Below are 20,261 nucleotides of genomic sequence, written 5' to 3' on the forward strand. Positions count from 1 at the left end.
AGCACGCGCGTGTCACGGTGTGTCCGCTCACGGCACGTCCTCGGGTACGACGCCGCCGGGGAACGCGGCGGCGCCCGTCGTCGGCCGGGTGGGGTCGGGGTGCAGCGGCCGGCTGGCCGCGCGCAGCGGCACCAGCCCGCGGGTGATGGCGGCGGCGATGCGCATCCGCGCGCGGTTGGCGTCGCCCACCCGGCCCATTTCGAGGTCCTCCATGAACACCGGCGGGCCGACGTGCACCCGCAGCACCGGCCGCCGCACCAGCGAGCGCGCCAGAGTGCGCAGTTTCCCCCAGTCGTTGCCGTACTGCAGCACCTCCTGGGCGCCCCACTGGCTGACCGGGATCACCGGGACGCGGACTCCGAGGGCCAGCCGCGCCATGCCGGTGCGGCCGCGCTCGGGCCACCCGTCGGGCGCCAGGCCGACCCGCCCCTCGGGATAGGCGACGACGTGCCCGCCGTGGACCAGCGCCACCTCGGTGACCCGTGCCGCGTGCCGGGCGTCCTCGGTGCCGCGCTGCACGCGGATGCCGCCGGCGCGCTCGAGCAGCGGCCCGGCGACCGGCGCGGAGATGATCCCGCCGGTGGCCATGATCCGCGGGACCACGCCCAGGCGGTGCAGCGCGACGGCGACGAGGAACGGGTCGAAGTCGCCGACGTGGTTGGCGGCCAGCAACAGCGGCCCCCGGCGCAGCTCCTCGGGGATCGAGCCGGTGATCTCCACCCGGCCGAAGAGGTCGACCAGCCAGGAGAAGTTGCGCAGCAGGAACCGCCAGAACCACCACGGCGGCGCCGCCGCGATGGCCAGCTCGCGGACGAACCACTCGGGATCGCCGTCGCGGAGGATGCCCTCGAGGTGGTCGGGCAGCGGCGGCGGGGCCGGCCGCCAGGTGCGCAGCCGCTCGGTCCAGCCGCTCACCGGCCCGCCCACTGGCCGCGCTTCTCGAGGATCTCCTTCAACATGGCCGGACGGTCGGTCATGATCCCGTCCACGCCGAGGTCGAGCATCGCCGTCGCCTCCTCCTCGGTGTCGACGGTCCACACGTGCACCTGCAGGCCGCGGGCGTGCGCGGCGGCGATGAAGCGCTCGTCGACCAGGGCCCGGCCGCCGAGCTGCAGCGGCACCTGGGCGCAGCCGGCCTGCATGCGCACCAGCCCCGCAGCGCGGGGGGAGTAGGACGACAGCCGCAGCGCCGCCACGCCGCGCGGGCCCAGCGACGTGCACACCGTCGGTCCCAGCAGCCGCCGGGCGGCCGCGACCCGGGCGTCGGAGAAGGACCCCAGGCAGATGCGGTCGAGCGCGTCCATCCGGCGCAGCACCCGCACCAGCGGCGCGAGCACGCCGGCGGCCTTGATGTCGAGGTTGAACCGGACGTCGGGCCAGGCGCCGAGCAGCTCCTCCAGCCGCAGGATCGGCTCCCGTCCGCCGATGCGCGCGCCGGCGACCTCGGACCACGGCAGCTGCTCGACCCGGCCGGTGCGGTCGGTGACCCGGTCCAGCGTGGGGTCGTGGAAGACGACGACGACGCCGTCGGCGGTCACCCGGACGTCGGTCTCCAGGTACCGGTAGCCGATCGCCACGCAGGCCTCGAAGGCCGGCATGGTGTTCTCCAGGTGCTCGATCGCCCCGCCGCGGTGCGCCATGGCCAACGGCGTCGGCCCGTCGAGGTAGGTGAACCGGGCGCGGGGCACGGGCGACACGCTAACCGGACGTGGCGACGCTCTCACCAGCCCCTTCTCGCGAGCCCGTCGGGCGTGTCCGCCAGGACTGTCGGTGGGGCCGTCTAGCGTGCCCGCCGTGGGCAAGCAGCAGCTCGACCGAGCGGTCGGGACGACGGACGGGACGGTGACCGAGACGACGGGACGGCAGGGGAGTGGCGCCGAACGGCGGTGCGGGTGGTGCCGGCGGGTGCTGCCCCAGGCCGGGTCGGTCGGCCGCCCGCGGATGTACTGCGGCCAGGCCTGCCGCCAGCGCGCCTACGAGCAGCGCACGGCCACGGCCAAGGCCGGTCTCTCCGAGGACGTCGTCCTGGTGCGGCGTGCCGAGCTCGACGGCCTGCAGGACCGGCTGTTCCAGCTGCGCTGCGCGCTCGAGGACGTCCAGACGCTGCTCGGCGAGCGGCACACCAAGGCCGAACTCGAGCGCATGCTCGCCGACCTGGTGCACTCGACGGGCCGGCTCGACAAGCTGTGGGTGTCCGAGCGGGCCGCCGGTTGAGCCGGGACCGTCAGTCCGGGTCCTGGGTGTCGTCGTCCTGGTCCTCGGGCGCGCCCGGGTCCGGGTTGCTGTTGTCCGGGAGGTTGTCCTGCGAGTCCTCGGACGGGTCGTCGCCGCTGGTGTTCTCGCTGTCGTCGGTGGTGCCGTCGTTACGGTCCAGCCCCGCCGGGTCGCCGCAGGCGGTGAGCGTGGCGCCGCCCCCGAAGAGCGCCAACGCGGTCATCAGTGCAGCGATCGGACGTCGGAGTTGCATGCACCCGACACTACGGAGGCACCCGGCGAGCCGCCCGTCGAAGCCGCAGACACCTCGCTAGTAACGTCACAGTGACGAATCGGCGGAGGTGTCGGCGGATGGGAGCGGGAGGGGTCTGGGCCGGGACGGGACGTCCGCACCGAGTGCCGGCGGAGGTCCGGAGCGGATCGGGAGTCGCCAGTTGCCCAGGGCGGTCCAGGCGGTCAGGGATCGTCGATGGGGCGGTAGGGGGCCGGACGGATGACGATGTCGTGGCCGCCGGCGGCCGGCGGAGGTCTCCGCGAGCGACGGCGGCGGCACGTCGGTCCGGGACACCACCAGGACGAGGACGACCCGCACGTGCCGACGGGACGGGCGGTGTCCGCCCCGTCGGTGTCGACCCGAGTGGAGAACGGCCTCGGCGACCTCGAGGCGTAGGCGGGTCGAACGGCGTCCTGGAACCCCTCTCGCCGCTCGGAGAACCAGCGCCGATAATGCACATTATGTCAAGTAGCTCGGCGCGGACCCACTCCCCGCACCTGGATGACCGGTCCCCTGGAGTCTCCGCCCACCGGTCCGTCGTCCGCTGACGGACACGACCGGACTCAGGTCGCCGGCTGCAGCCGGACCCTGGGGTCGACGGCGGCCGCGGCGACGTCGGCCACCGCGTTGGCGACCATGACCGCCGCGATCACCACCGTGGTCAGCCCGATGAGCAGCGCCCGGTCGTGCGCCTCGATCGCCGCCAGGATCGCCGCCCCGACGCCCGGCATCCCGAAGACGCCCTCCACGACGACCAGCCCGACGACCAACTGCCCCAGGCTGGCTGCCACGAAGGTCACCACGGGCGTCAGCGCCGGCCGCAGCGCGTGCACGCCGACCACCCGCCACGGCGGCAGTCCCCGCCCGCGGGCAGCCAGCACGAACGGCGCCCGCAGGGTGTCGCCGACCTCGGCACGGGTGATGAGCGCGGCGGACCCGGTCGACAGCGCCGCCAGCGCCACGATCGGCAGCACGTAGGCAGCGGGATCACCGGTCCGGCCGTTGAACGGTGCCCAGCCGAGCTCGGAGACGAACACCCACCGCAGCAGGTACGCCGCCACCACGACCGGCGTGCCCACCAGCACCGTGGCCACGGCGTACACGCCCCTGCCGGTCCTCCGCCCGCTCGTGGCCAGCGCACCGGCGACGACCCCCACCACGAACTGCACGGCGACCGCGCCGCCCAGCAGCACCGCGCTCACCGGCGCGGTCGCCACGACGACGTCCGCGACGGCCGGCCCGGGCTCCACGACGGTGCCCCGCAGGGCCGGGAGTCCGCGACCCCAGTCCCCGGTCACCAGGGCGCGCAGGTAGCGGCCGTACTGGACGAGCACGGGCTCGTCGAGGGAGTACTCGGCGCGGATGCGGGCGACGAGCTCGGGAGGCGCCGCCCGGAAGCCGAACAGCGCCCGCACGGGGTCGCCGGGCAGTTGCGTCACGGCGAGGAACACCAGCGTCACGGCCGCCCAGAGGCTGAGCAGCATCTGCCCGGACCGGCGGAGGGCGAACGCGAGCACGGCCGTCATCGTGGCAGCCCCGTGATCACCACGGTCGACGCAGGAGCGTCCGCTCGGCGAGACTCGCCCGGTGCCCTCCCCGTCCCTCCTGCGCCCGGCTGCGGGGCTGCACCGCTGGAACGCACCCCTGGGCGTCGCCGTCGTCCTGCTCGGGCTGCTCGGCGCCATGGCGCTGGTCCCCGGCGCCCTGACCACCGACGACCCGCGCTCGTGCGACCTCGCCGACTCCCTGGTGCCGCCGTCCCGTGCCCATCCCTTCGGTTTCGACCTCTTCGGCTGCGATCTGCTCGCCAAGACGCTCTACGGCGCCCGGACCTCGCTGCTGCTCGCCGTCTCGGTCCTCGTGCTCACCGGGCTGCTGGCCGTCGTCCTCGGGACCCTGGCGGGCTACGCCGGGGGGCTGCTCGACGGCGTCGTCTCGCGGGTCACCGACGTCTGGTCGGGCATCCCGCTGGTGCTCGGCGGCGTCGTCCTGCTGAGCGCGACCGACCGGCGCGGAGTGTGGCAGGTCGTCGCCGTGCTCGCGGTGTTCAGCTGGCCACTGATGCTGCGGATCGTCCGGGCCGGCACCCGGCAGGCCCTGACGCTCGAGTACGTCACCGCGGCACGCGCCCTGGGCGCCGGCCCCGGCCGGCTGCTGACCCGGCACGTGCTCCCCTCGGCCGTCCGCCCGCTGGTGGTCTTCGCCAGCGCCTACGCCGGGGTGCTCGTCTCGGCCGAGGCCGTGCTGACCTTCGCCGGCGTGGGTCTGCAGCGGCCCACCGAGTCCTGGGGCATCCTGCTGCAGCAGGGCGGTGAGGTGGCGTCGCGGGCGCCGCACGCACTGGTCCTGCCGAGCCTCGTGCTGGTCGTCGCGGTGGCCGCCTTCGTGCTCCTCGGCGACGGTCTGCGCGCTGCCGGCCGGTCGGCGCACGGGCGATGAGTCCGCGTCGACCAGGCCGTCCTCCCTGCGACGACCGCGAGCCCGAGGAGGCCCCGTGCCCAGCAGCGTGCAGCCGATGCTGGTGACGTCCGACCCGGAGCGCCTCGTGCGCTTCTACGTCGGTGTCGCCAGCGCCGTGCTCACCCAGCGGGTCCCCGACGACGGGCCGGTGTTCTTCCAGGGCCTGCGCATCGGGGACTCCGACCTCGGCGTGGTCGCCGACGCCGAGGTCCCGGCCGGCTCCCCCGGTCGCGTGCTGGTCAGCATCGAGGTCGACGACGTCGACGCCGCACTCCCCCGCGTTCCCGAGCTCGGCGGCGAGGTGCAGGCACCGCCCACCGACATGCCGTGGGGTCAGCGCGTCGCCCACGTCCGGGACCCTGACGGCAACGCGGTGAACCTCACGATCACGTGGTAGGTGTTCGTCCCACCGGCGAGTCCGGACCACCGGTCCGGCGTTCACTTTGTTGGGGATAACGATGCCAGGTGTCAATCCGTCACCGCGGTTCGGTGGTCCGCTCGATGAACGCCGCGACGCCGTCGAGGTAGCAGCTCAGCGCGAAGGCGAACTAGGTTCCGGAGTCGTCATACCCCTCGGGCAGGGGGGTCGTCACCCCCCTGGCCGGGAGGTCCGACGACACCCGAGGCCATCACCCTACTCAGCGCCGGGTACCGGGCCGGGTCGACGACCGCGGCCAGTGCCCGTGCGCAGCCCGCGACGAAGGCCTCCGGGTCCGCCTCGTAACCGGCGGCGAGGTCGATCGACAGCTGGGCCTGGCCGTGCACGACGGGCATCTGGCCCATGACGACGAGACCTTCTCGCACTCGGGCAGCCGGTGTCGGCCAGGGCGCCCAGGGCACGGTCGAACCACTCGAGGTTGCGTGGGCCCACCGGCGGCCCGCTGATCGGGATCTCCCGGTACCACGGGTGCCGCCGGAAGCAGGCGAGCACCGCGTAGGCCCCGCGGTCAGCCGCTCGCGCCAGTCGGAGCCGGCCAGCTCGGGCGCGCCCTCGAGGGCCGCGTCCGACATGAGCAGCAGGAGCTCGTCCTTGCTGTCCACGTGGCGGTAGAGCGACATCGGCGCGCTGCCCAGCTCGGCCGCGACCCGGGCCATGGAGACGGCGGCCAGGCCCTCGGCGTCGGCGACGCGGATGGTGGCCCGGGTGATCGCCTCTCCACCCAGCCCGGAGGCGCGTCCGCGGCGGGCCGGGCCCCGCCGGCCCCAGAGGAGCGCCACCTGCGGCGGCAGCTCGGGCTGCTCCCTGTCCAACTGCGGTCCCCTCCCCTCCCTGCGCGTACGACATGCGCATGAGTGATCCGACCCTCCAGGTGGCTCGCCGTCGCCGGACTGCTGCTGCTCCACGTCCCCGCCCTGTCCTGGCTGGCCGCCCTGCTCGGCGTCCTCGCCTCCGGCGTCGAGTCGGCCAGCGCGCTGAGCTTCCTGATGCTCTTCCTGCCCTACCTGAGCAGCGCGTTCGTCCCGCCGGAGACTCTCCCGACGGCGTTGCGCGCGGTGGCCGAGCACCAGCCGATCAGCCCCGTCATCGAGACGGTCCGCGGGCTGCTGACCGGCACGCCCAGCGGCTCCTCCGGCTGGCTCGCGCTGCTGTGGTGCAGCGGGATCCTCGCGACCGCCGTCACCGCGGCCGGCTGGGCGTACCGGCGTCGTGGGCGGTCCTGATCCCGACCCGAGGAGGGCACTCACCGACGCTGGAAGCCCTCCTCGTTGGCGGGTGCTTGTTGCTTACAAACGTTGTGATGTTAGTTGGGGATAACGGCCGAACAGGCGATGCACGTGCGCCGGCGTCGCCGGGCACGGGTTGACCTCCGCGGTCATCACGGCCGGCCGGTGGAGCCGGTCCCGTCAGGACGAGCGCACGACCGCCTGCGCACCGCCGGCATCGGCGGTGCCTGGGCGGGACCGCTCCCCTGCCCCGCGCCGCGTCCGGACCGGCTAGCGGGCGCGCCGCTGCCGCCAGGGACGGCCGTGAAGCCACCACTCCAGCCGGCGGGTGATCCACGGCAGCAGCAGGTAGGTCATCACCGGCGTGAGCGCCAGGGTCACGACCAGCACCCGCAGTGCCACGTGCACGTCGGCGAGCACCGCGCCCAGCGTCACCGTGGCCAGCAGGTTGAGCGGGTAGAAGACCAGCCAGATCGTCGTCGCCTGCTTCCACCGCGGCGGGGCCGGCGGGCCGGAGGGCGCCACCACCTCGGTGCCGGCCGGCTGGTCGAACCAGCCCTCGATGCCGGTGCGCCGCTCCGTGCGGGTGACCTCGGCCAGCCCCTGGGCCGAGCGCAGCCACCAGGCCCGCTCCGCGGACGCCTCCCAGGCGTCGAGCGCCTGCTGGTCGGCGAACCGGCAGAGCATGTGCCACTCGTCGGAGCCGTCGCGCGGGCGGACCCACCCGGCGCCGAGGAAGCCGGGGAAGGACTCGGCCATCGTCATGCCCGCCCGGATCCAGGCGGTCATCTCCCGGGTGTGCGCAGGGTCGGCACGGCGGGTGAAGGAGACGGTGACCGGCAGGTGCCGGGCGGCGACCGGGAGCGGCGACGTCACGCCTCCAGGATGGGCGAGCGGCCGGGCACGCCGCAGGTCGCCGGGGCGTGATCTTGCCCGCTCTTCGCTGCTTTCCCCGTCTCCGACGCGACCCACTGGGTCTGCTGCGGACAGCTGGGGATAACGGTCGACACGGCGAACGAGCCGGCATCCGGGGCGCTCCCAGGCACGTGCGGTTCACTCCCCGGGATGGACGCCGTCGACCGCCTCTGGACCCGCGTGGCCGAACAGGCGCCCCTCCCGCTCGAGGTCCTGGCCGGGGCCGCCGTCGTCGCACTGCTCGTCGTCGCCACCCCGGCGCTGTGGCGGCCGGCGCGGACCGTGGTGACCATCGCCCACGAGGGCGCCCACGGCCTGGCCGCACTGGCCACCGGCCGCCGGCTGGCCGGGATCCGGCTGCACTCCGACACCTCGGGGCTGACCGTCTCGAAGGGACGCCCCACCGGCCTGGGCATGGTGCTCACCTGCGCGGCGGGCTACGTCGGCCCGGCGCTGTTCGGCCTGGGCGCCGCGGCCCTGCTCGCGGCCGGGTACGCCGTCGGGGTGCTGTGGGCGGTGCTGGCCCTGCTCGCGCTCCTGATGCTGCAGATCCGCAACCTCTACGGCCTGTGGGCGGTGCTGGTCACCGGCGCCGGACTGGCCGCCGTCACCGCGTGGCTGCCGCCGGCCGGGCAGGCCGCCGTGGCCGCCGCCGTCACCTGGTTCCTGCTGCTGGCCGCGCCGCGCACCGTGCTGGAGCTGCCCGGGGCACGACGGCGGCGGGCCGCGCCGGACTCCGACGCCGACCAACTGGCCCGGCTCACCCGGCTGCCCGCGCTGCTGTGGGTGGGCGTCTTCCTGCTGGTCGACGTCGCCGCCCTGGCGCTCGCGGTCAGGTGGCTGCTGGTGCCCTGACGGTCGTCACAGGGCCCCGTAGCGACTGCGCCGACGTGGCTCGGCCCCGTGCGGCTGGGTGACCTTGCCCGTGTCGGGCGCCGGGGGGATGTCGACCACCACGTCCGCGTGGTCCACCGTCAGCCGGCGGCCGTGGTGGTGCACGTCGAGCGCCTCGCCGTCGAGCAGCCGGTAGGTGGCCTGCTCCTTGGTCACCGTCACCTGCAGGAGGCGTCCCTGGTAGGCCAGCCGGAAGCGCAGCCGGGTGATCCGCTCGGGCAGCCGCGGCGCGAACAGCAGGTGCCCGTCGTGGTCGCGCATGCCGCCGAAGCCCGCGACGGCGACCGTCCAGCCGCCGGCCATGGACGCGATGTGCAGGCCGTGACCGGAGTTGCCGTGCAGGTTCTGCAGGTCGGTGAGCGTGGCCTCCGCCCAGTAGTCGTAGGCCAGCTCCAGGTGCCCGGTCTCGGCGGCCACCACGGCCTGCTGCGCCGCCGACAGCGACGAGTCCCGCACGGTGCGGGCCTCGTAGTAGGCGAAGTCGGCGACCTTCTCCTCGAAGGTGAAGGCGTCCCCGCGCAGGTGCAGGGCCATGACCAGGTCGGCCTGCTTGATCACCTGCTTGCGGTAGATGTCGAAGTAGGGGTAGTGCAGCAGCAGCGGGTAGCGGTCGCGCGGGGTGCTCGTGAAGTCCCACTCCTCGTGGTGGGTGAAGGCGTCGGACTGCATGTGCACGCCCAGCCGGGTGTCGTAGGGCACGGCCATGAGGCGGGCGGCCCGCAGCCAGGTCGCCGTCTCGTCCTCGGTGACCTGCAGCCGGCCGGCGACGTCGGGCTGCCGCTCGACCGCCGCTGCCGCCTCGCGCAGGTTCCGCTGCGCCATGAGGTTCGTGTAGACGTTGTTGTCCACCACGGCGGTGTACTCGTCGGGCCCGGTGACCCCGTCGATCCGGAAGCCGTGCTCCTCGTCGAAGTGACCGAGCGAGGCCCACAGCCGGGCGGTCTCGACGAGCAGCTCCGTGCCGAAGTCGCGGTCGAACTCCTCGTCCTCGGTGGCGTGCAGGTAGCGGACGACGGCGTCGGCGATGTCGGCGTTGATGTGGAAGGCCGCCGTGCCCGCCGGCCAGTACCCCGAGGTCTCCTCCCCCCGGATGGTCCGCCAGGGGAACGTCGCGCCGTGCAGGCCGAGCTCGCGCGCCCGGGAGCGGGCGAGGTCGAGCGTCGAGTGCCGCCAGCGCAGCGCGTCGCGGGCGGCGGCCGGCGCGATGTAGGTGAGCACCGGCAGCACGTAGGTCTCGGTATCCCAGAAGGTGTGCCCGTCGTAGCCGGGACCGGTGAGCCCCTTGGCCGGGATCGGCTGACGCTCGGCGCGCAGCCCGGCCTGCAGCACGTGGAAGACCCCGACCCGCACCGCCTGCTGCAGCTCGTCGTCGCCCTCGATCTCGACGTCGGCGGTCGCCCAGAACTCGTCGAGGACCTGCCGCTGCTCCTCGGCGAGCCGGCGGAAGCCCGCCAGCTTGGCCGTGGCCAGCGCCCCCTCCACCTGGTCGCGCATCGCCGACGCGGACCGCCGCGACGACCAGCCGTAGGACAGGTACTTGATCATCGTCACGCTGGACCCGCGGCCGGGCAGGCGTGCGGCCAGCGTGTAGCGGGCGAGGTCCTCGCCGGCCTCCATGTCCTCGGTGACGGAGTCGGGGACCTCGATGACGTGGTCCATCCCGGCGGCCATGCGCAGGTGGCTGCGCTTGGTCCGGTGCACGAGGACGGCGCGGTGGCCACGTCCGACGGCGAGCTCGCTGACCAGCGGCCGGCGCAGCGCCGCCGCCGCACGGGGGTCGTCGGCCTCGCTGCCGCTGTCGACCGGCTCGTTGGCCAGCAGGTCCGACTGCAGCGCGATGTAGAGGTCGCCCCGGTCGTCGGTGCACTCGACCTGGTACTCGATGGCGGCGATCGACCGGCGGCGCAGCGAGACCAGCCGGGTGCTGGTGACGCGCACCGTGCGGCCGTTGGGCGAGCGCCACTCGGTGACCCGGCGCAGCACGCCGCGGCGCAGGTCCAGCGTCCGGCGGTGCTCGACGATCTCGCCGTAGTCGAGATCGAGCGGGGTGTCGCCGACCAGCAGCCGGATCAGCTTGCCGTCGGTGACGTTGACGACGGTCTGCCCCTGCTCGGGGAACCCGTAGCCGGCCTCGGCGTAGGGCAGCGGCCGCTCCTCGAAGAAGCCGTTGAGGTAGGTGCCGGGGACGACGATCGGCTCGCCCTCCTCGAACGAGCCGCGCAGGCCCATGTGCCCGTTGGCGAGGGCGAAGACCGACTCGTGCACCCCCAGGGAGGAGTGGTCGAGGCCGATCTCGGTCAGCGACCACGGCTCGACCGGGAAGGTGGCCCGCCCCTCGGTCACGTGGCGTCCTCCAGCAGCTGGTCGAGGTCGGTGACGACGACGTCGGCGCCGTTCTCCTTCAGGGCGTCGGCCTGCCCGACCCGGTCCACGCCGACGACGAAGCCGAAGTCCCCCGCCCGGCCGGCCGCGACGCCGGCGAGGGCGTCCTCGAACACCGCGGCCGCCGAGGGCTCGACGCCGAGTGCGCGGGCGCCGGCGAGGAAGGTGTCGGGGGCCGGCTTGCCGCGCAGGCCCTCGCGGGCGGTCACCACGCCGTCGACGCGCGCGTCGATGAGGTCGGCGAAGCCGCCGGCGGCAATGACCTGCTCGCCGTTGGCCGAGGCGGTGACCACCGCGGTCGCCAGCCCCCCCTCCTTGGCCGCGCGCAGGTAGGTCATCGAGCCGGGGTAGACCTCGACGCCGTTCTCCTCGAGCTCGGTGAGCAGCAGCTCGTTCTTGCGGCGGCCGATGCCGTGCACCGTCTGCGCGGCCGGCGGGTCCTCCGGTGTGCCCTCGGGCAGCGTGATGCCGCGGCTGGCGAGGAAGTCGCGGACGCCGTCGGCGCGCGGCTTGCCGTCGACGTAGCGGTTGTAGTCGAGCTGGCTGAACTCCGGCGCCTGCGGGTCGCGGGCACGGAGGAACTCGTCGAAGGTCCGCTTCCACGCGGCCATGTGCACGGTGGCGGTACGCGTGAGCACGCCGTCCATGTCGAAGAGGCAGACGCGGATGCCGTCGGGGAGTCCGAGCACGATCCCCCACGCTACGGCGCGGGCGGCGCGGCCACCTGTCGAGACCGCAGCACCACCCGCCCGGGTCCTCCCTCCCCCACCGCGGGTCGTGCTCTGCCCACTCCCCGTGGGCAGAGCACGAGTGTGCGGCTCGGGGTCGTGCTCTGCCCACTCCCCGTGGGCAGCGCCCGGGTGCGGGGGCTCGGCTCCGCCGGGGCGCGCGGCCGGGAGCGGCTGCCTAGGGTCGGCCCGGCGGCAGCGGCCGCCGACCCCGTTCCGAGGAGAGGACCGCCATGGCCGACCGGCCCGTCCCGCCGAGCCCGTACGACTTCCTGCCGCCCGTCCCGTCGTTCACGGTGACCAGCACCGACGTCGCCGACGGCGAGGTGCTGCCGATGCCGCACGTCAGCGGCGTCATGGGCGCCGGCGGCGACGACCGCTCCCCGCAGCTGTCCTGGTCGGGCTTCCCCGAGGGCACCCGGGGCTTCGCCGTCACCGTGTTCGACCCCGACGCCCCCACCGTGTCCGGGTTCTGGCACTGGGTGGTCACCGGCATCCCCGGCGACGTCACCGAGCTGCCCTCCGGCACCGGGTCGCAGGACGGCGCGGCGCTGCCGGCCGGCGCCCGGCAGCTGCGCAACGACGCGGGCTTTGCCGGCTATGTCGGGGCCGCTCCCCCGGCCGGGCACGGCCCGCACCGCTACTTCACGGTGGTGCACGCCCTCGACGTCGAGGACATGGGCGTGCCCGCCGACGCCAGCCCGGCCTTCCACGGCTTCAACCTGTTCGGCCACACGCTGGCCCGCGCGGTGCTCGTCCCGGTCTACCTGCAGGACTGAGCGCAGGACCCACGGAACTGCTCCGTCCTCCCCGGCGCGGGAGGCCGGGGCCGGCACGGGGTACCCGGGTGCCATGACGCCCCGGGTACCCCGCCGGCTCTCCCCCGGGGGCGCGCTCCTCCCCGTGCTCGTGCTGTACCTGCTGCTGGCAGAGGCCGGGCTCGGCGGCACCCGGCGTGCGCTGGCCGGACCACCGGCCGCCCAGCAGGTGCCCGCCGTGGTGAGCGCCTACGGCATCCCCGGCGACACGCTCGCCGTCGCGCTGACCGCCCCGGGCCGCGCCCGCGGACGGCCTCACCGCGCGGGCCCTCGACGCGCGCGAGGGGCGGCTGGCACGGCACGGCGCACCGCCGACAACGGCAGCGCCGCCACGCGCCCCTTCCCCACCGCCTCGATGGTGGAGCTGTTCCTCGCCGAGGACGTGCTGCGCCGGGCCCGCGACGGCGCCCTGACCCTCGACGCCCGCGACTGGCGGCAGCTGCAGGCGATGATCCGCTCCTCCGAGGACCCGGCCGCCTCCGAGTTCTGGGACCGCGTCGACGGCCCGCAGACGGTCCGGGACGTCGCCGCCCGCTACGGCCTGACCGGCACCGCTCCCCCGGCCGACCCCACCCAGTGCGGCGAGACGACGACCGCGCGCGACCTGGCCCGCTTCCTCGCGCTGCTGCCGGTCCTCGCCCACCCAGCGGACGCCGCGACGCTGACCGCGTGGATGCGCACCGCCACGCCGACGGCCGCCGACGGGTTCGACCAGCGCTTCGGGGCGTTCGGCACCGTGCCGGGGCTGCCGGCGGTCAAGCAGGGCTGGATGTGCTGCGTGGACGGGATGCGGCACCTGCACTCGGTGGCCGTCGTCGGCAACCGGGTGGTCGTGCTGCTCAGCGAGGTGACGGCCTCGGTCGGCCACGACCGGGCCCGGGCGGCGCTGCCGCCGCCCCGTGCGTGAGGGCGGCCGGTCAGTCCGGCGGGCGGGCGGCGACGCCGGTGGAGCCCAGCCAGGCGAAGCCCACGCGCTCGTAGACGCGCGCGACGTCGTCGTCCCCGGCGGTGAGGAACACCAGGTCGGCGGTCTCGCGGGCCTGGGCCACCAGCGCCGAGGCCAGCGCCGCGCCGACCCCGCGGCCGCGCCGGCGCGGCGAGCTGGCCACGCCGACGACCTCGCTGATCTCGGTGCCGTCCACGTCGACCGGCTGGTGCGAGCCGACGGCGACCGGCGTGCCGTCCTCGACGGCCACCATCACCACCGTGCGGCCCGTGGCGACCCGCTCGCGGAGGACGGCGGTGCGCGCCTCGTCAGGCGGGGCCGGGTCCTCCCCCGCGTTCCCCGGTCCCTCGGCGGCGTGCGGCGCGAACCCGGTCTCCAGCAGGTGCTGGTAGTGCGGCAGGGCCGGGTCGTCGCCGCCCACCACGTACAGCCGCACGCCCAGCGGGAGCAGCAGCTCGACCGGGTCGTCGACGACCAGCAGCGGGAACTCGGTGACCAGCAGCCCGGCCGCGCGGGCGGCCGCGGCCAGCGACGGCGTCCGGTCGACCACCCACTCGACGGCGGCCGGCAGCCCCGCCTCCTCCTGCAGCGCCACCGCGGCGCGGACGTCGTCGGCGGGGACGGTGCGGGTGCCCGGGTACGGGCGGGCGGGGAACGGCCAGGCGGGCGGGCCGATCGGGACGGCGAGCGCCCCTGCGGCCACCGGCGGCGCGTCGGGCAGCGACGCGACGACGGCGTACTGCTCGACGCGGTCGAGCAGCCCGGGGCGGGACGGCACACCGGCACCCTAGACGCGCCTCCCCGCCAGAGCGCCCGAGGAGCCCGGCCGGTGCCGCCGCCCCACCCCCGCGGGTGACCCGGCGACGGGGCCGCGCGGACCCGGGCGGCACGATGGGCACCGTGACGGCCGGGACGCGCCCCTCCATCTCGCCCTACGCGGCGTTCGACCGCGACGCGTGGCGAGCGCTGGCCGTCGCCCGCACGCTGCCGCTGGACGAGGCCGACCTGCGGGCGCTGCGCAGCCTCGGCGACCGCATCGACCTCGACGAGGTCGCCACCGTCTACCTGCCCCTGGCCGAGCTGTTGAACCTGCACGTCACCGCCAGCCAGCGGCTGTGGGCCGCGCAGAACCGCTTCCTCGGCGACACCACCGCCAAGGTGCCCTACGTCATCGCGGTCGCCGGCAGCGTCGCCGTCGGCAAGAGCACCACCGCCCGGCTGCTGCAGACGCTGCTGGCCGCCGCCCCCGGCTCCCCGCGCGTCGACCTGGTCACCACCGACGGGTTCCTGTGGCCCAACGCCGTCCTCGAGGCCCGCGGGCTCATGGCCCGCAAGGGCTTCCCCGAGAGCTACGACCGGCGGGGACTCATCCGCTTCCTCGCCGACGTGAAGTCCGGCCGCGGCGAGGTCAGCGCGCCGGTCTACTCCCACCAGTCCTACGACGTGCTCGGCGACCGGCGGCAGGTGGTGGACCGGCCCGACGTCCTCGTCGTCGAGGGGCTCAACGTGCTGCAGGCCGGCCGCCGCGACGACGGCCGGCTGCCCGAGGTGTTCCTCTCGGACTTCTTCGACTTCTCCGTCTACGTCGACGCCGCCGAGACCGACATCCAGCAGTGGTACGTCGAGCGGTTCCTCGCGCTGCGCCGGACCGCGTTCGCCGACACCTCGGCCTACTTCCACCGCTACGCCGACCTCAGCGACGACGACGCGCGCACCACCGCCCTGTCCATCTGGGCGGCGGTCAACGGGCCCAACCTGCGGCAGAACATCGCCCCCACCCGGTCGCGCGCCCGCCTGGTGCTGCAGAAGTCCGCCGACCACTCGGTGCGCCGGGTCCTGCTGCGCAAGCTCTGACCCCCTCCCCTCGCGGTCGTCTTCCCGTGCGCCGGTTTCAGTGGCTGAGTTGGGGATAACGGGCGCATCGGGCCGGGGATCGTGCCAGGGTCGCCGGCATGTGCTGTGGCGAGGACGCGGTGCTCGGCCTGCCGGCACCGGTGCTGGAGGCGCTGGCCGGCTACCGCCGGATGCGGGACGCGCACGGCTGGGGCTGGGGCGAGGGCGCACTGCCCGACCTGTTCCGGTGGGCCCGGTTCTCCCTGCTCGGGCCGGCCTTCGACGCGGCCGCCGCCACCGGTGACTGGCCGGCCGCCGTCCGCGCGGCCCTCGGCGACGGCGACCCGCCCGCCGGGGTCGCCGTCGTCACCGCCGGCGCGGGCGGGGAGCTGACCGTGCGCACCGGCCCGCCGCGGCCGGGCCCGGCGGGCGCGTCCCTGCCGATCGACGTCGTCGTGCTCTCCGACGCGCGGGAGGACCGGACGGTGTCCGTCGCCGGGACCGCGGTCGCGGTCCCGGCCGGTGGGGTGGGGCTGGCCGTGGTCGACGTCGACCCGGCCGCGCCCGCGGTGCCGGTCACCTGCGGCCCGGCGCGGGCCGACGTCGTCGCCGTGCGGGAGGTGCCGGCGGCCCGGCTGCGCGTCTCGGCGCCGGTGTGCGCGCGCTGGTCGGTCACCGACGCCACCGGCGGCGGGTGGGGGCCACCCGGCCTGCCCGCCAAGTGGGACGTCACGCACCGCCCCTACTGGCACGCCCGCGAGGCCGAGTTCGACGTCCCGGCCGGTCCGCTGGAGGTCGTGGTCGCCCGCGGGCTGGAGTACCGGCGCACCACGCTCACGGTGGACCCCGCCCCCGGGGGGACCGCGGAGGTCACCTGGGAGCCGCAGCGGCGCTTCGACCCCGCGGCCGCCGGCTGGTACGGCGGGGACCTGCACGTGCACCTCAACTACTCCGGCGACGCCGTGCTGGAACCGGCCGACGCCGCCCGCATGCAGGCCGGCGAGGGCCTGCACCTGGTGCAGCTGGTCGCCGGGAACCTCGGCGGGGCGCTGGTCTACGACCGCGAGCTGCTCGATGCCACCGCCGGCACCGAGCTGTGGTCCGGCGACCGGGTGGGGGTGGCCGGCCTCGAGTACCGCAACGGCCTGCTCGGGCACGTGCACGCGCTCGGCCTGGCCGGCGTGCCGGAGGTCCTGCACTCCGGCGACGAGGGCACCGCCGCACCGTGGGACTGGCCGCCCAACGCCGCCGTCTGCGCCGCGCTGCGCGACCGGGGCGGGCTGGCCACCTACGCCCACCCGGTGTACTCGGCGCTCACCGACGTCGGGCAGCTGTACGCGCCGGCCCGCACCGTCGAGGCCCGCGAGCTGGTTGCCGACGCCGCGCTGGGCCTGGTCGACGCCGTCGAGGTGGTCTCCTGCTTCGACGACCGCGGCGCCGTGGTGCTGTGGCACCGGCTGCTCGACTGCGGGCTGCGGCTCGCGGCGGTCGCCGGCACCGACGTCTTCCTCTCCTTCGCCCACGGCCCCGGCGTCGCGTCCAACCCGCCGGGCTGGGGCCGGGTGTACGCGCACCTGGGCGGTGAGCAGCTCACCGCCGCCGCGTTCCGGTCGGCGGTCGCCGCCGGCCGCACCGTGGTCACCAACGGCCCGTGGCCCACCCTCGGCGTCGACGGCGCGGGGCCCGGCGCGGTGCTCGACCGCTCCCCCGGCGACCGGCTCGCCGTCCGCGCCACGGTCACCGGCGGCGGGGTGGAGCGGCTGGTGCTGCACGGCGCCGGTGGCGCGGTGCTGGCGGAGACCGGCGGTGCCGACCTGGAGGTGGAGGTGCCGGTGGAGACCGGGACCTGGCTGGCCGCGGCGGCCTACGGCGACGACGACGAGCACACCCTCGGCGCGCCCGTCTTCGCGCACACCGGGCCGGTGTTCGTCGACGTCGGCGGCCGCCGGGTGGCGGTGCCCGCGTCGGCCCGCTGGTGCCTGTCCGCGCTCGGCGCGCTCGAGGCGCTGGTCACCGCCGAGGGCCGCTTCGACCCCGCGCACCGCGACGAGCAGCTCGGCGCGCTGGTCGACGTGGTCGAGCGGGCCCGCGCCGTGTACCGGGAGGTGGCCGACCGGTGAGTCCGCCGCACCCGGCCGATCCTCCCTCCATGCGCAGGTTCGAGGGGAAGACCGTGTTCGTCACCGGGGCCGCGCGGGGCCGGGGCCGCGCGCACGCCCTCGCCTCGCCCGGGAGGGCGCCCACGTGCTCGCGGTCGACGTCTGCGCGCCGGTGGGGACCGTCGCCCATCCGCTCGCCACGCCGGACGACCTCGCCGAGACCGCCCGGCTGGTCGAGGCCGAGGGACGCCGGGTGGTGACCGCGCAGGTCGACGTCCGCGACGCCGACGCGCTCACGGCCGCGGTGGCCGACGGCGTCGCACGGCTCGGCGGCCTCGACGTCGTCCTGGCCAACGCCGGCATCGGGCTCATGGACCCGGCCGCCGATCCGCGGCAGGCCTTCCGCGACCAGCTCGACGTCAACCTGGTGGGCGTGTGGAACACCGTGCACGCCGCCGTGCCGGTGCTCCTCGAGCAGGGCCACGGCGGCGCGGTCGTGCTCACCAGCTCCGTCTTCGGTCTGGGCGGTGACGGCACCGGCGGGGGGGACGGCTACGTGGCCGGCAAGCACGGCGTCGTCGGCCTGATGCGCACCTTCGCCACCTGGCTGGCCCCGCACGGCATCCGGGTCAACTGCGTGAACCCGTCGGGCGTGGCCACCCCCATGGTGCTCGACCCCGCCGTGGAGGCGCTGTTCGGCGGCCCCTGACCGACGACGGGGCAAGTCCCCGGACGACGTGGCCAACCTGCTCGACGTGACGCTGATCGAGCCCGAGGACGTCAGCGCGGCGGTGGCGTTCCTGGCCTCCGACGAGGCGCGCTACGTCACCGGGATGGCCCTGCCGGTGGACGCCGGCATGCTCGTGCGCTGACGCGACGGGGTCCGGGCGGCATGGTCCGCCCGCCGCGGCGGTGCTCGCCATGGCGAGGACTGACGACCCGAAAGGGTCAGCTGGTGAGTTCCGTCACCTGACAGGTGCTGTCGGCGCGCGCACACTCGTAGACGTCCGGTCACCGGACGTTCACCGCCAGTGACATCTCGGCCTTCCCCGCCGACCCGATCGGGAGTCCTCCTGATGTGCGTACACACCACCCCCTGCCCCGACGCCACCAGCGACGCGCGTGACCTCGCGGCCGTCGTGAGCAGCCACCCCGAGCAGGGCTGGAGTCTGCTGTGCAACGGCGTCGTCCTCTTCGACGACGACGGCGAACTGCTCCCCGACGGCCGGGCCGTCGCCGACCACCACGAGTGGCGGACCGCCGGCCTCGTCCCCGCCTGAGGAAGGACCTCCCTGCCCCCCACGACCCGCGACCTCGCGACGGGCCCCCGCAGGGAGGCCGTACACCGGCGCCCGTCCCCTCCTGGGGCCGGGCGCCGTGTCGTTCCGGGCGTCACCCGAAGGCGACCGCTCCGGCCTGCTCGAAGAGGGTGGCGAACGCCGCGGCGTCCGGCGCCGGGGCACCGGGCTCGGCGGTCTGGGCCAGCAGCATCCCGCGCGGCCCGTCGACGGCGATGCCGACCAGCGCCGTCATCTCCCGTCCCCACCCCGCGACCGTGACCTGCAGCGCTCCGCTGTCCTCCCCGACCGCCGGCACCTGCGCCTGCGCGAGCTGCACGGTGGCGCCCCACCCGCCGGGGCCGTCCACGGTGACCGACGAGCACGCGGCGACGAGTTCCTCGACCGGCAACGCCAGCCCCTCGAGCTCGGGCGCCTCGGCGACCACCTGCCAGCTGTGCACGGCGTCGGTGTGCGCGGCCTGCGCGGCGACCGTCGGGGCGGCGGCGTCCTCCGACGGCATCGGCAGCGCCTCGAGGAAGTCCCCGCACGTGGACGGCGTCACGGTGACCTCCTCGAGCCAGCCGCCGTGGTCGTCGCCGCCGTGGTCGTCGCCGCCGTGGTCGTGCCAGCCGCCCCGGCCCCAGCCGCCGTACCAACCGTCGTGGCCGGGCTGCCCCTCGTCCAGGCGGACGACCTCGGCGTCGGCGCCGAACGCCTCGGCGGGCAGCAGCCGGCCGGCCAGGTCGCCGGACGCGGTCGTGCCGCCCGGGTCCCCGGCCGGGGCCGGGGTGGGCTCGGGAGCCTCCTCGGTGGCGGCCGCGGGGCTCACCGCGCCCGGCCCGGCCGCCTCGTCGTCCGCGCTCCCGCCCGTGCCGCCGCACGCGGCGAGCAGCACCGCGCCGCTCGCCAGCACCGCCGCGCACGCGCTCCGCCGCACCCGATCCGCCGTACCCTCCAGCGCCATGGGCCGATGGTCCTCCCCGCACCGCGGCGCCGTCGACGGGGCAGAGGTCGGAACCGGACCACGACCCCGGGCGTTGGTCCGCGGTCCGCCCGTCGCCGTCGCCGGAGGTCCCCCGTGCCCACCGCCGCCCTGCTGACCCTCCCCTCCCCCGCCAACCAGGTCGAGCGGCTGCTCGGCGCCGGCGCCCACGAGCGGGCCGGACTGTCCGCCGCCGACCTGCGCGGTGTCGCGGCCGGCGTCCCCGACGGCGACCTGCTCGTCCTGGCGCCGTCGCTGCTGCCGGCCTCGGCGCTGGCGGACCTGCTGACCTGGCGGGACCGGCCGGTGTTCGTCGTGGTGGACATGACCGACCTCGACGACTTCGCGCCGCTCGCCGACGCCGTCCCGCCCGCGCCGGCCTACGCGCTCCGCGACCCGGACCGCGGCGACGCGTACCGCAACTGCACGCCCGACGAGTCGCTGCCGCGCATCCGGGCCGCCGGCCGGACGCCGCTGACGGTGACCGAGGGGCTGACCTGGCTGCTGCAGTGCCCGGACGTGCTCGAGCGCAACACCTGCACGATGACCGTCGGCTCGCGGCTGCGGCGGGCGAACGGCTCCCTGGACGCGCGGACGCCGGCGCTGTGGATCAGCAACGGCACCGGGCGGGACGGACGCGAGCGCCGGGGAGCGGCGAAGGTCGGCTGGTGCTGGGCGGGCAACCGGCACACCTGGCTCGGCATCGCCTCCGTGGCCGTCCGCACGCCGGTGACGTGACGGAGCAGCGGGGTCCTTCGATCAGGCGGTCGA

General features: G+C 75.6%; 23 protein-coding genes. 13 read left to right on the forward strand and 10 right to left on the reverse strand.

Annotated elements, in window-relative coordinates; genetic code table 11:
* Positions 1 to 27: 27 nt before the first annotated feature.
* Positions 28 to 915, reverse strand: coding sequence for a lysophospholipid acyltransferase family protein (locus tag BM414_RS07685; protein WP_093579044.1), 888 nt, complete (start codon positions 913 to 915; stop codon positions 28 to 30).
* Positions 912 to 1,688, reverse strand: coding sequence for a glycerophosphodiester phosphodiesterase family protein (locus BM414_RS07690; RefSeq protein WP_217644601.1), 777 nt, complete (start codon positions 1,686 to 1,688; stop codon positions 912 to 914). The genes BM414_RS07685 and BM414_RS07690 overlap by 4 nt, the downstream gene beginning before the upstream one ends.
* Before the next feature lie 106 nt (positions 1,689 to 1,794).
* On the opposite strand from BM414_RS07690, the gene BM414_RS07695 reads away from it, so the two are divergent.
* Positions 1,795 to 2,214: a hypothetical protein gene (locus BM414_RS07695; RefSeq protein ID WP_245784560.1), complete on the forward strand. Its 420-nt coding sequence runs from the start codon at positions 1,795 to 1,797 to the stop codon at positions 2,212 to 2,214.
* A 10-nt stretch (positions 2,215 to 2,224) separates the two neighbouring features.
* On the opposite strand, the gene BM414_RS07700 is transcribed toward BM414_RS07695, so the two are convergent.
* Positions 2,225 to 2,467: a hypothetical protein gene (locus tag BM414_RS07700; RefSeq protein WP_139245739.1), complete on the reverse strand. Its 243-nt coding sequence runs from the start codon at positions 2,465 to 2,467 to the stop codon at positions 2,225 to 2,227.
* A gap of 584 nt (positions 2,468 to 3,051) precedes the next feature.
* Complete coding sequence (locus BM414_RS07705) at positions 3,052 to 4,005, reverse strand: ABC transporter permease (RefSeq protein WP_175551483.1); 954 nt, start codon at positions 4,003 to 4,005, stop codon at positions 3,052 to 3,054.
* Between the two features lie 70 nt (positions 4,006 to 4,075).
* Between BM414_RS07705 and BM414_RS07710 the strand changes: the two genes are divergently transcribed.
* On the forward strand, positions 4,076 to 4,927 hold the full coding sequence (locus BM414_RS07710; RefSeq protein WP_175551484.1) for an ABC transporter permease: 852 nt from the start codon (positions 4,076 to 4,078) through the stop codon (positions 4,925 to 4,927).
* Positions 4,928 to 4,982: 55 nt separating this feature from the next.
* The gene (locus BM414_RS07715) at positions 4,983 to 5,345 is read left to right on the forward strand and encodes a VOC family protein (RefSeq protein WP_245784561.1); all 363 of its coding nucleotides are present in this window, start codon (positions 4,983 to 4,985) and stop codon (positions 5,343 to 5,345) included.
* Between the two features lie 167 nt (positions 5,346 to 5,512).
* Here the strand turns inward: BM414_RS07715 and BM414_RS07720 are convergent, their stop codons facing one another.
* Entirely contained in the window at positions 5,513 to 6,199 is a 687-nt protein-coding gene (locus tag BM414_RS07720; protein ID WP_217644602.1) for a TetR/AcrR family transcriptional regulator, read from the reverse strand.
* Between the two features lie 42 nt (positions 6,200 to 6,241).
* Between BM414_RS07720 and BM414_RS07725 the strand changes: the two genes are divergently transcribed.
* Complete coding sequence (locus BM414_RS07725) at positions 6,242 to 6,610, forward strand: ABC transporter permease (RefSeq protein WP_093578866.1); 369 nt, start codon at positions 6,242 to 6,244, stop codon at positions 6,608 to 6,610.
* A 273-nt stretch (positions 6,611 to 6,883) separates the two neighbouring features.
* Here BM414_RS07725 and BM414_RS07730 read toward each other — a convergent pair whose 3' ends face one another.
* Positions 6,884 to 7,489 carry an antibiotic biosynthesis monooxygenase gene (locus BM414_RS07730; protein WP_217644603.1) on the reverse strand — a complete coding sequence of 202 codons (606 nt, stop codon included), beginning with the start codon at positions 7,487 to 7,489 and terminating at the stop codon, positions 6,884 to 6,886.
* A gap of 189 nt (positions 7,490 to 7,678) precedes the next feature.
* On the opposite strand from BM414_RS07730, the gene BM414_RS07735 reads away from it, so the two are divergent.
* Positions 7,679 to 8,383 carry a M50 family metallopeptidase gene (locus BM414_RS07735; protein WP_093578867.1) on the forward strand — a complete coding sequence of 235 codons (705 nt, stop codon included), beginning with the start codon at positions 7,679 to 7,681 and terminating at the stop codon, positions 8,381 to 8,383.
* A 6-nt stretch (positions 8,384 to 8,389) separates the two neighbouring features.
* Here the strand turns inward: BM414_RS07735 and BM414_RS07740 are convergent, their stop codons facing one another.
* Positions 8,390 to 10,765 (reverse strand): glycoside hydrolase family 65 protein, encoded by a 2,376-nt coding sequence (locus tag BM414_RS07740; protein WP_093578868.1) that lies wholly within the window; start codon positions 10,763 to 10,765, stop codon positions 8,390 to 8,392.
* Positions 10,762 to 11,493, reverse strand: a complete 732-nt coding sequence (locus BM414_RS07745) for a beta-phosphoglucomutase family hydrolase (protein WP_093578869.1) — start codon at positions 11,491 to 11,493, stop codon at positions 10,762 to 10,764. Before BM414_RS07745 ends, BM414_RS07740 begins: the two co-directional genes overlap by 4 nt.
* A 272-nt stretch (positions 11,494 to 11,765) precedes the next feature.
* On the opposite strand from BM414_RS07745, the gene BM414_RS07750 reads away from it, so the two are divergent.
* Positions 11,766 to 12,311 (forward strand): YbhB/YbcL family Raf kinase inhibitor-like protein, encoded by a 546-nt coding sequence (locus BM414_RS07750; protein ID WP_093578870.1) that lies wholly within the window; start codon positions 11,766 to 11,768, stop codon positions 12,309 to 12,311.
* Between the two features lie 73 nt (positions 12,312 to 12,384).
* The gene (locus BM414_RS07755) at positions 12,385 to 13,257 is read left to right on the forward strand and encodes a serine hydrolase (protein ID WP_093578871.1); all 873 of its coding nucleotides are present in this window, start codon (positions 12,385 to 12,387) and stop codon (positions 13,255 to 13,257) included.
* Positions 13,258 to 13,267: 10 nt separating this feature from the next.
* Here BM414_RS07755 and BM414_RS07760 read toward each other — a convergent pair whose 3' ends face one another.
* A complete protein-coding gene (locus BM414_RS07760; protein WP_093578872.1) occupies positions 13,268 to 14,074 on the reverse strand; it encodes a GNAT family N-acetyltransferase in 807 nt (268 codons plus the stop codon).
* A gap of 113 nt (positions 14,075 to 14,187) precedes the next feature.
* Here BM414_RS07760 and coaA point away from each other — a divergent pair, with 113 nt between their 5' ends.
* From coaA to BM414_RS07780, 5 genes are all read left to right on the forward strand, one after another.
* Entirely contained in the window at positions 14,188 to 15,150 is a 963-nt protein-coding gene (coaA, locus tag BM414_RS07765) for a type I pantothenate kinase (RefSeq protein WP_093579049.1), read from the forward strand.
* A gap of 98 nt (positions 15,151 to 15,248) precedes the next feature.
* The gene (locus tag BM414_RS29200) at positions 15,249 to 17,249 is read left to right on the forward strand and encodes a CehA/McbA family metallohydrolase (protein WP_175551485.1); all 2,001 of its coding nucleotides are present in this window, start codon (positions 15,249 to 15,251) and stop codon (positions 17,247 to 17,249) included.
* Positions 17,250 to 17,373: 124 nt separating this feature from the next.
* Positions 17,374 to 17,937, forward strand: coding sequence for an SDR family NAD(P)-dependent oxidoreductase (locus BM414_RS07775; protein ID WP_281246718.1), 564 nt, complete (start codon positions 17,374 to 17,376; stop codon positions 17,935 to 17,937).
* A gap of 46 nt (positions 17,938 to 17,983) precedes the next feature.
* On the forward strand, positions 17,984 to 18,100 hold the full coding sequence (locus tag BM414_RS31310) for an SDR family oxidoreductase (protein WP_281246719.1): 117 nt from the start codon (positions 17,984 to 17,986) through the stop codon (positions 18,098 to 18,100).
* Positions 18,101 to 18,304: 204 nt separating this feature from the next.
* Positions 18,305 to 18,508, forward strand: coding sequence for a DUF5999 family protein (locus BM414_RS07780; RefSeq protein ID WP_093578874.1), 204 nt, complete (start codon positions 18,305 to 18,307; stop codon positions 18,506 to 18,508).
* Positions 18,509 to 18,620: 112 nt separating this feature from the next.
* Here the strand turns inward: BM414_RS07780 and BM414_RS07785 are convergent, their stop codons facing one another.
* On the reverse strand, positions 18,621 to 19,472 hold the full coding sequence (locus BM414_RS07785) for a hypothetical protein (RefSeq protein WP_093578875.1): 852 nt from the start codon (positions 19,470 to 19,472) through the stop codon (positions 18,621 to 18,623).
* 114 nt (positions 19,473 to 19,586) lie between these two features.
* Here BM414_RS07785 and BM414_RS07790 point away from each other — a divergent pair, with 114 nt between their 5' ends.
* On the forward strand, positions 19,587 to 20,228 hold the full coding sequence (locus BM414_RS07790) for a DUF5701 family protein (protein ID WP_245784562.1): 642 nt from the start codon (positions 19,587 to 19,589) through the stop codon (positions 20,226 to 20,228).
* Positions 20,229 to 20,261: the final 33 nt, after the last annotated feature.

Origin of the sequence: Geodermatophilus amargosae (assembly GCF_900116515.1) — a bacterium.
Lineage (GTDB): Bacteria > Actinomycetota > Actinomycetes > Mycobacteriales > Geodermatophilaceae > Geodermatophilus > Geodermatophilus amargosae.

Excerpts from the sequence above, each read along its gene's own strand:
- BM414_RS07700 (WP_139245739.1), bottom strand. The coding sequence starts at position 2,467 with ATGCAACTCCGACGTCCGATCGCTGCACTGATGACCGCGTTGGCGCTC.
- BM414_RS07735 (WP_093578867.1), top strand. The coding sequence starts at position 7,679 with ATGGACGCCGTCGACCGCCTCTGGACCCGCGTGGCCGAACAGGCGCCC.
- BM414_RS07750 (WP_093578870.1), top strand. The coding sequence starts at position 11,766 with ATGGCCGACCGGCCCGTCCCGCCGAGCCCGTACGACTTCCTGCCGCCC.
- BM414_RS07755 (WP_093578871.1), top strand. The coding sequence starts at position 12,385 with ATGACGCCCCGGGTACCCCGCCGGCTCTCCCCCGGGGGCGCGCTCCTC.
- coaA (WP_093579049.1), top strand. The coding sequence starts at position 14,188 with ATGGGCACCGTGACGGCCGGGACGCGCCCCTCCATCTCGCCCTACGCG.
- BM414_RS29200 (WP_175551485.1), top strand. The coding sequence starts at position 15,249 with ATGTGCTGTGGCGAGGACGCGGTGCTCGGCCTGCCGGCACCGGTGCTG.
- BM414_RS07780 (WP_093578874.1), top strand. The coding sequence starts at position 18,305 with ATGTGCGTACACACCACCCCCTGCCCCGACGCCACCAGCGACGCGCGT.
- BM414_RS07785 (WP_093578875.1), bottom strand. The coding sequence starts at position 19,472 with ATGGCGCTGGAGGGTACGGCGGATCGGGTGCGGCGGAGCGCGTGCGCG.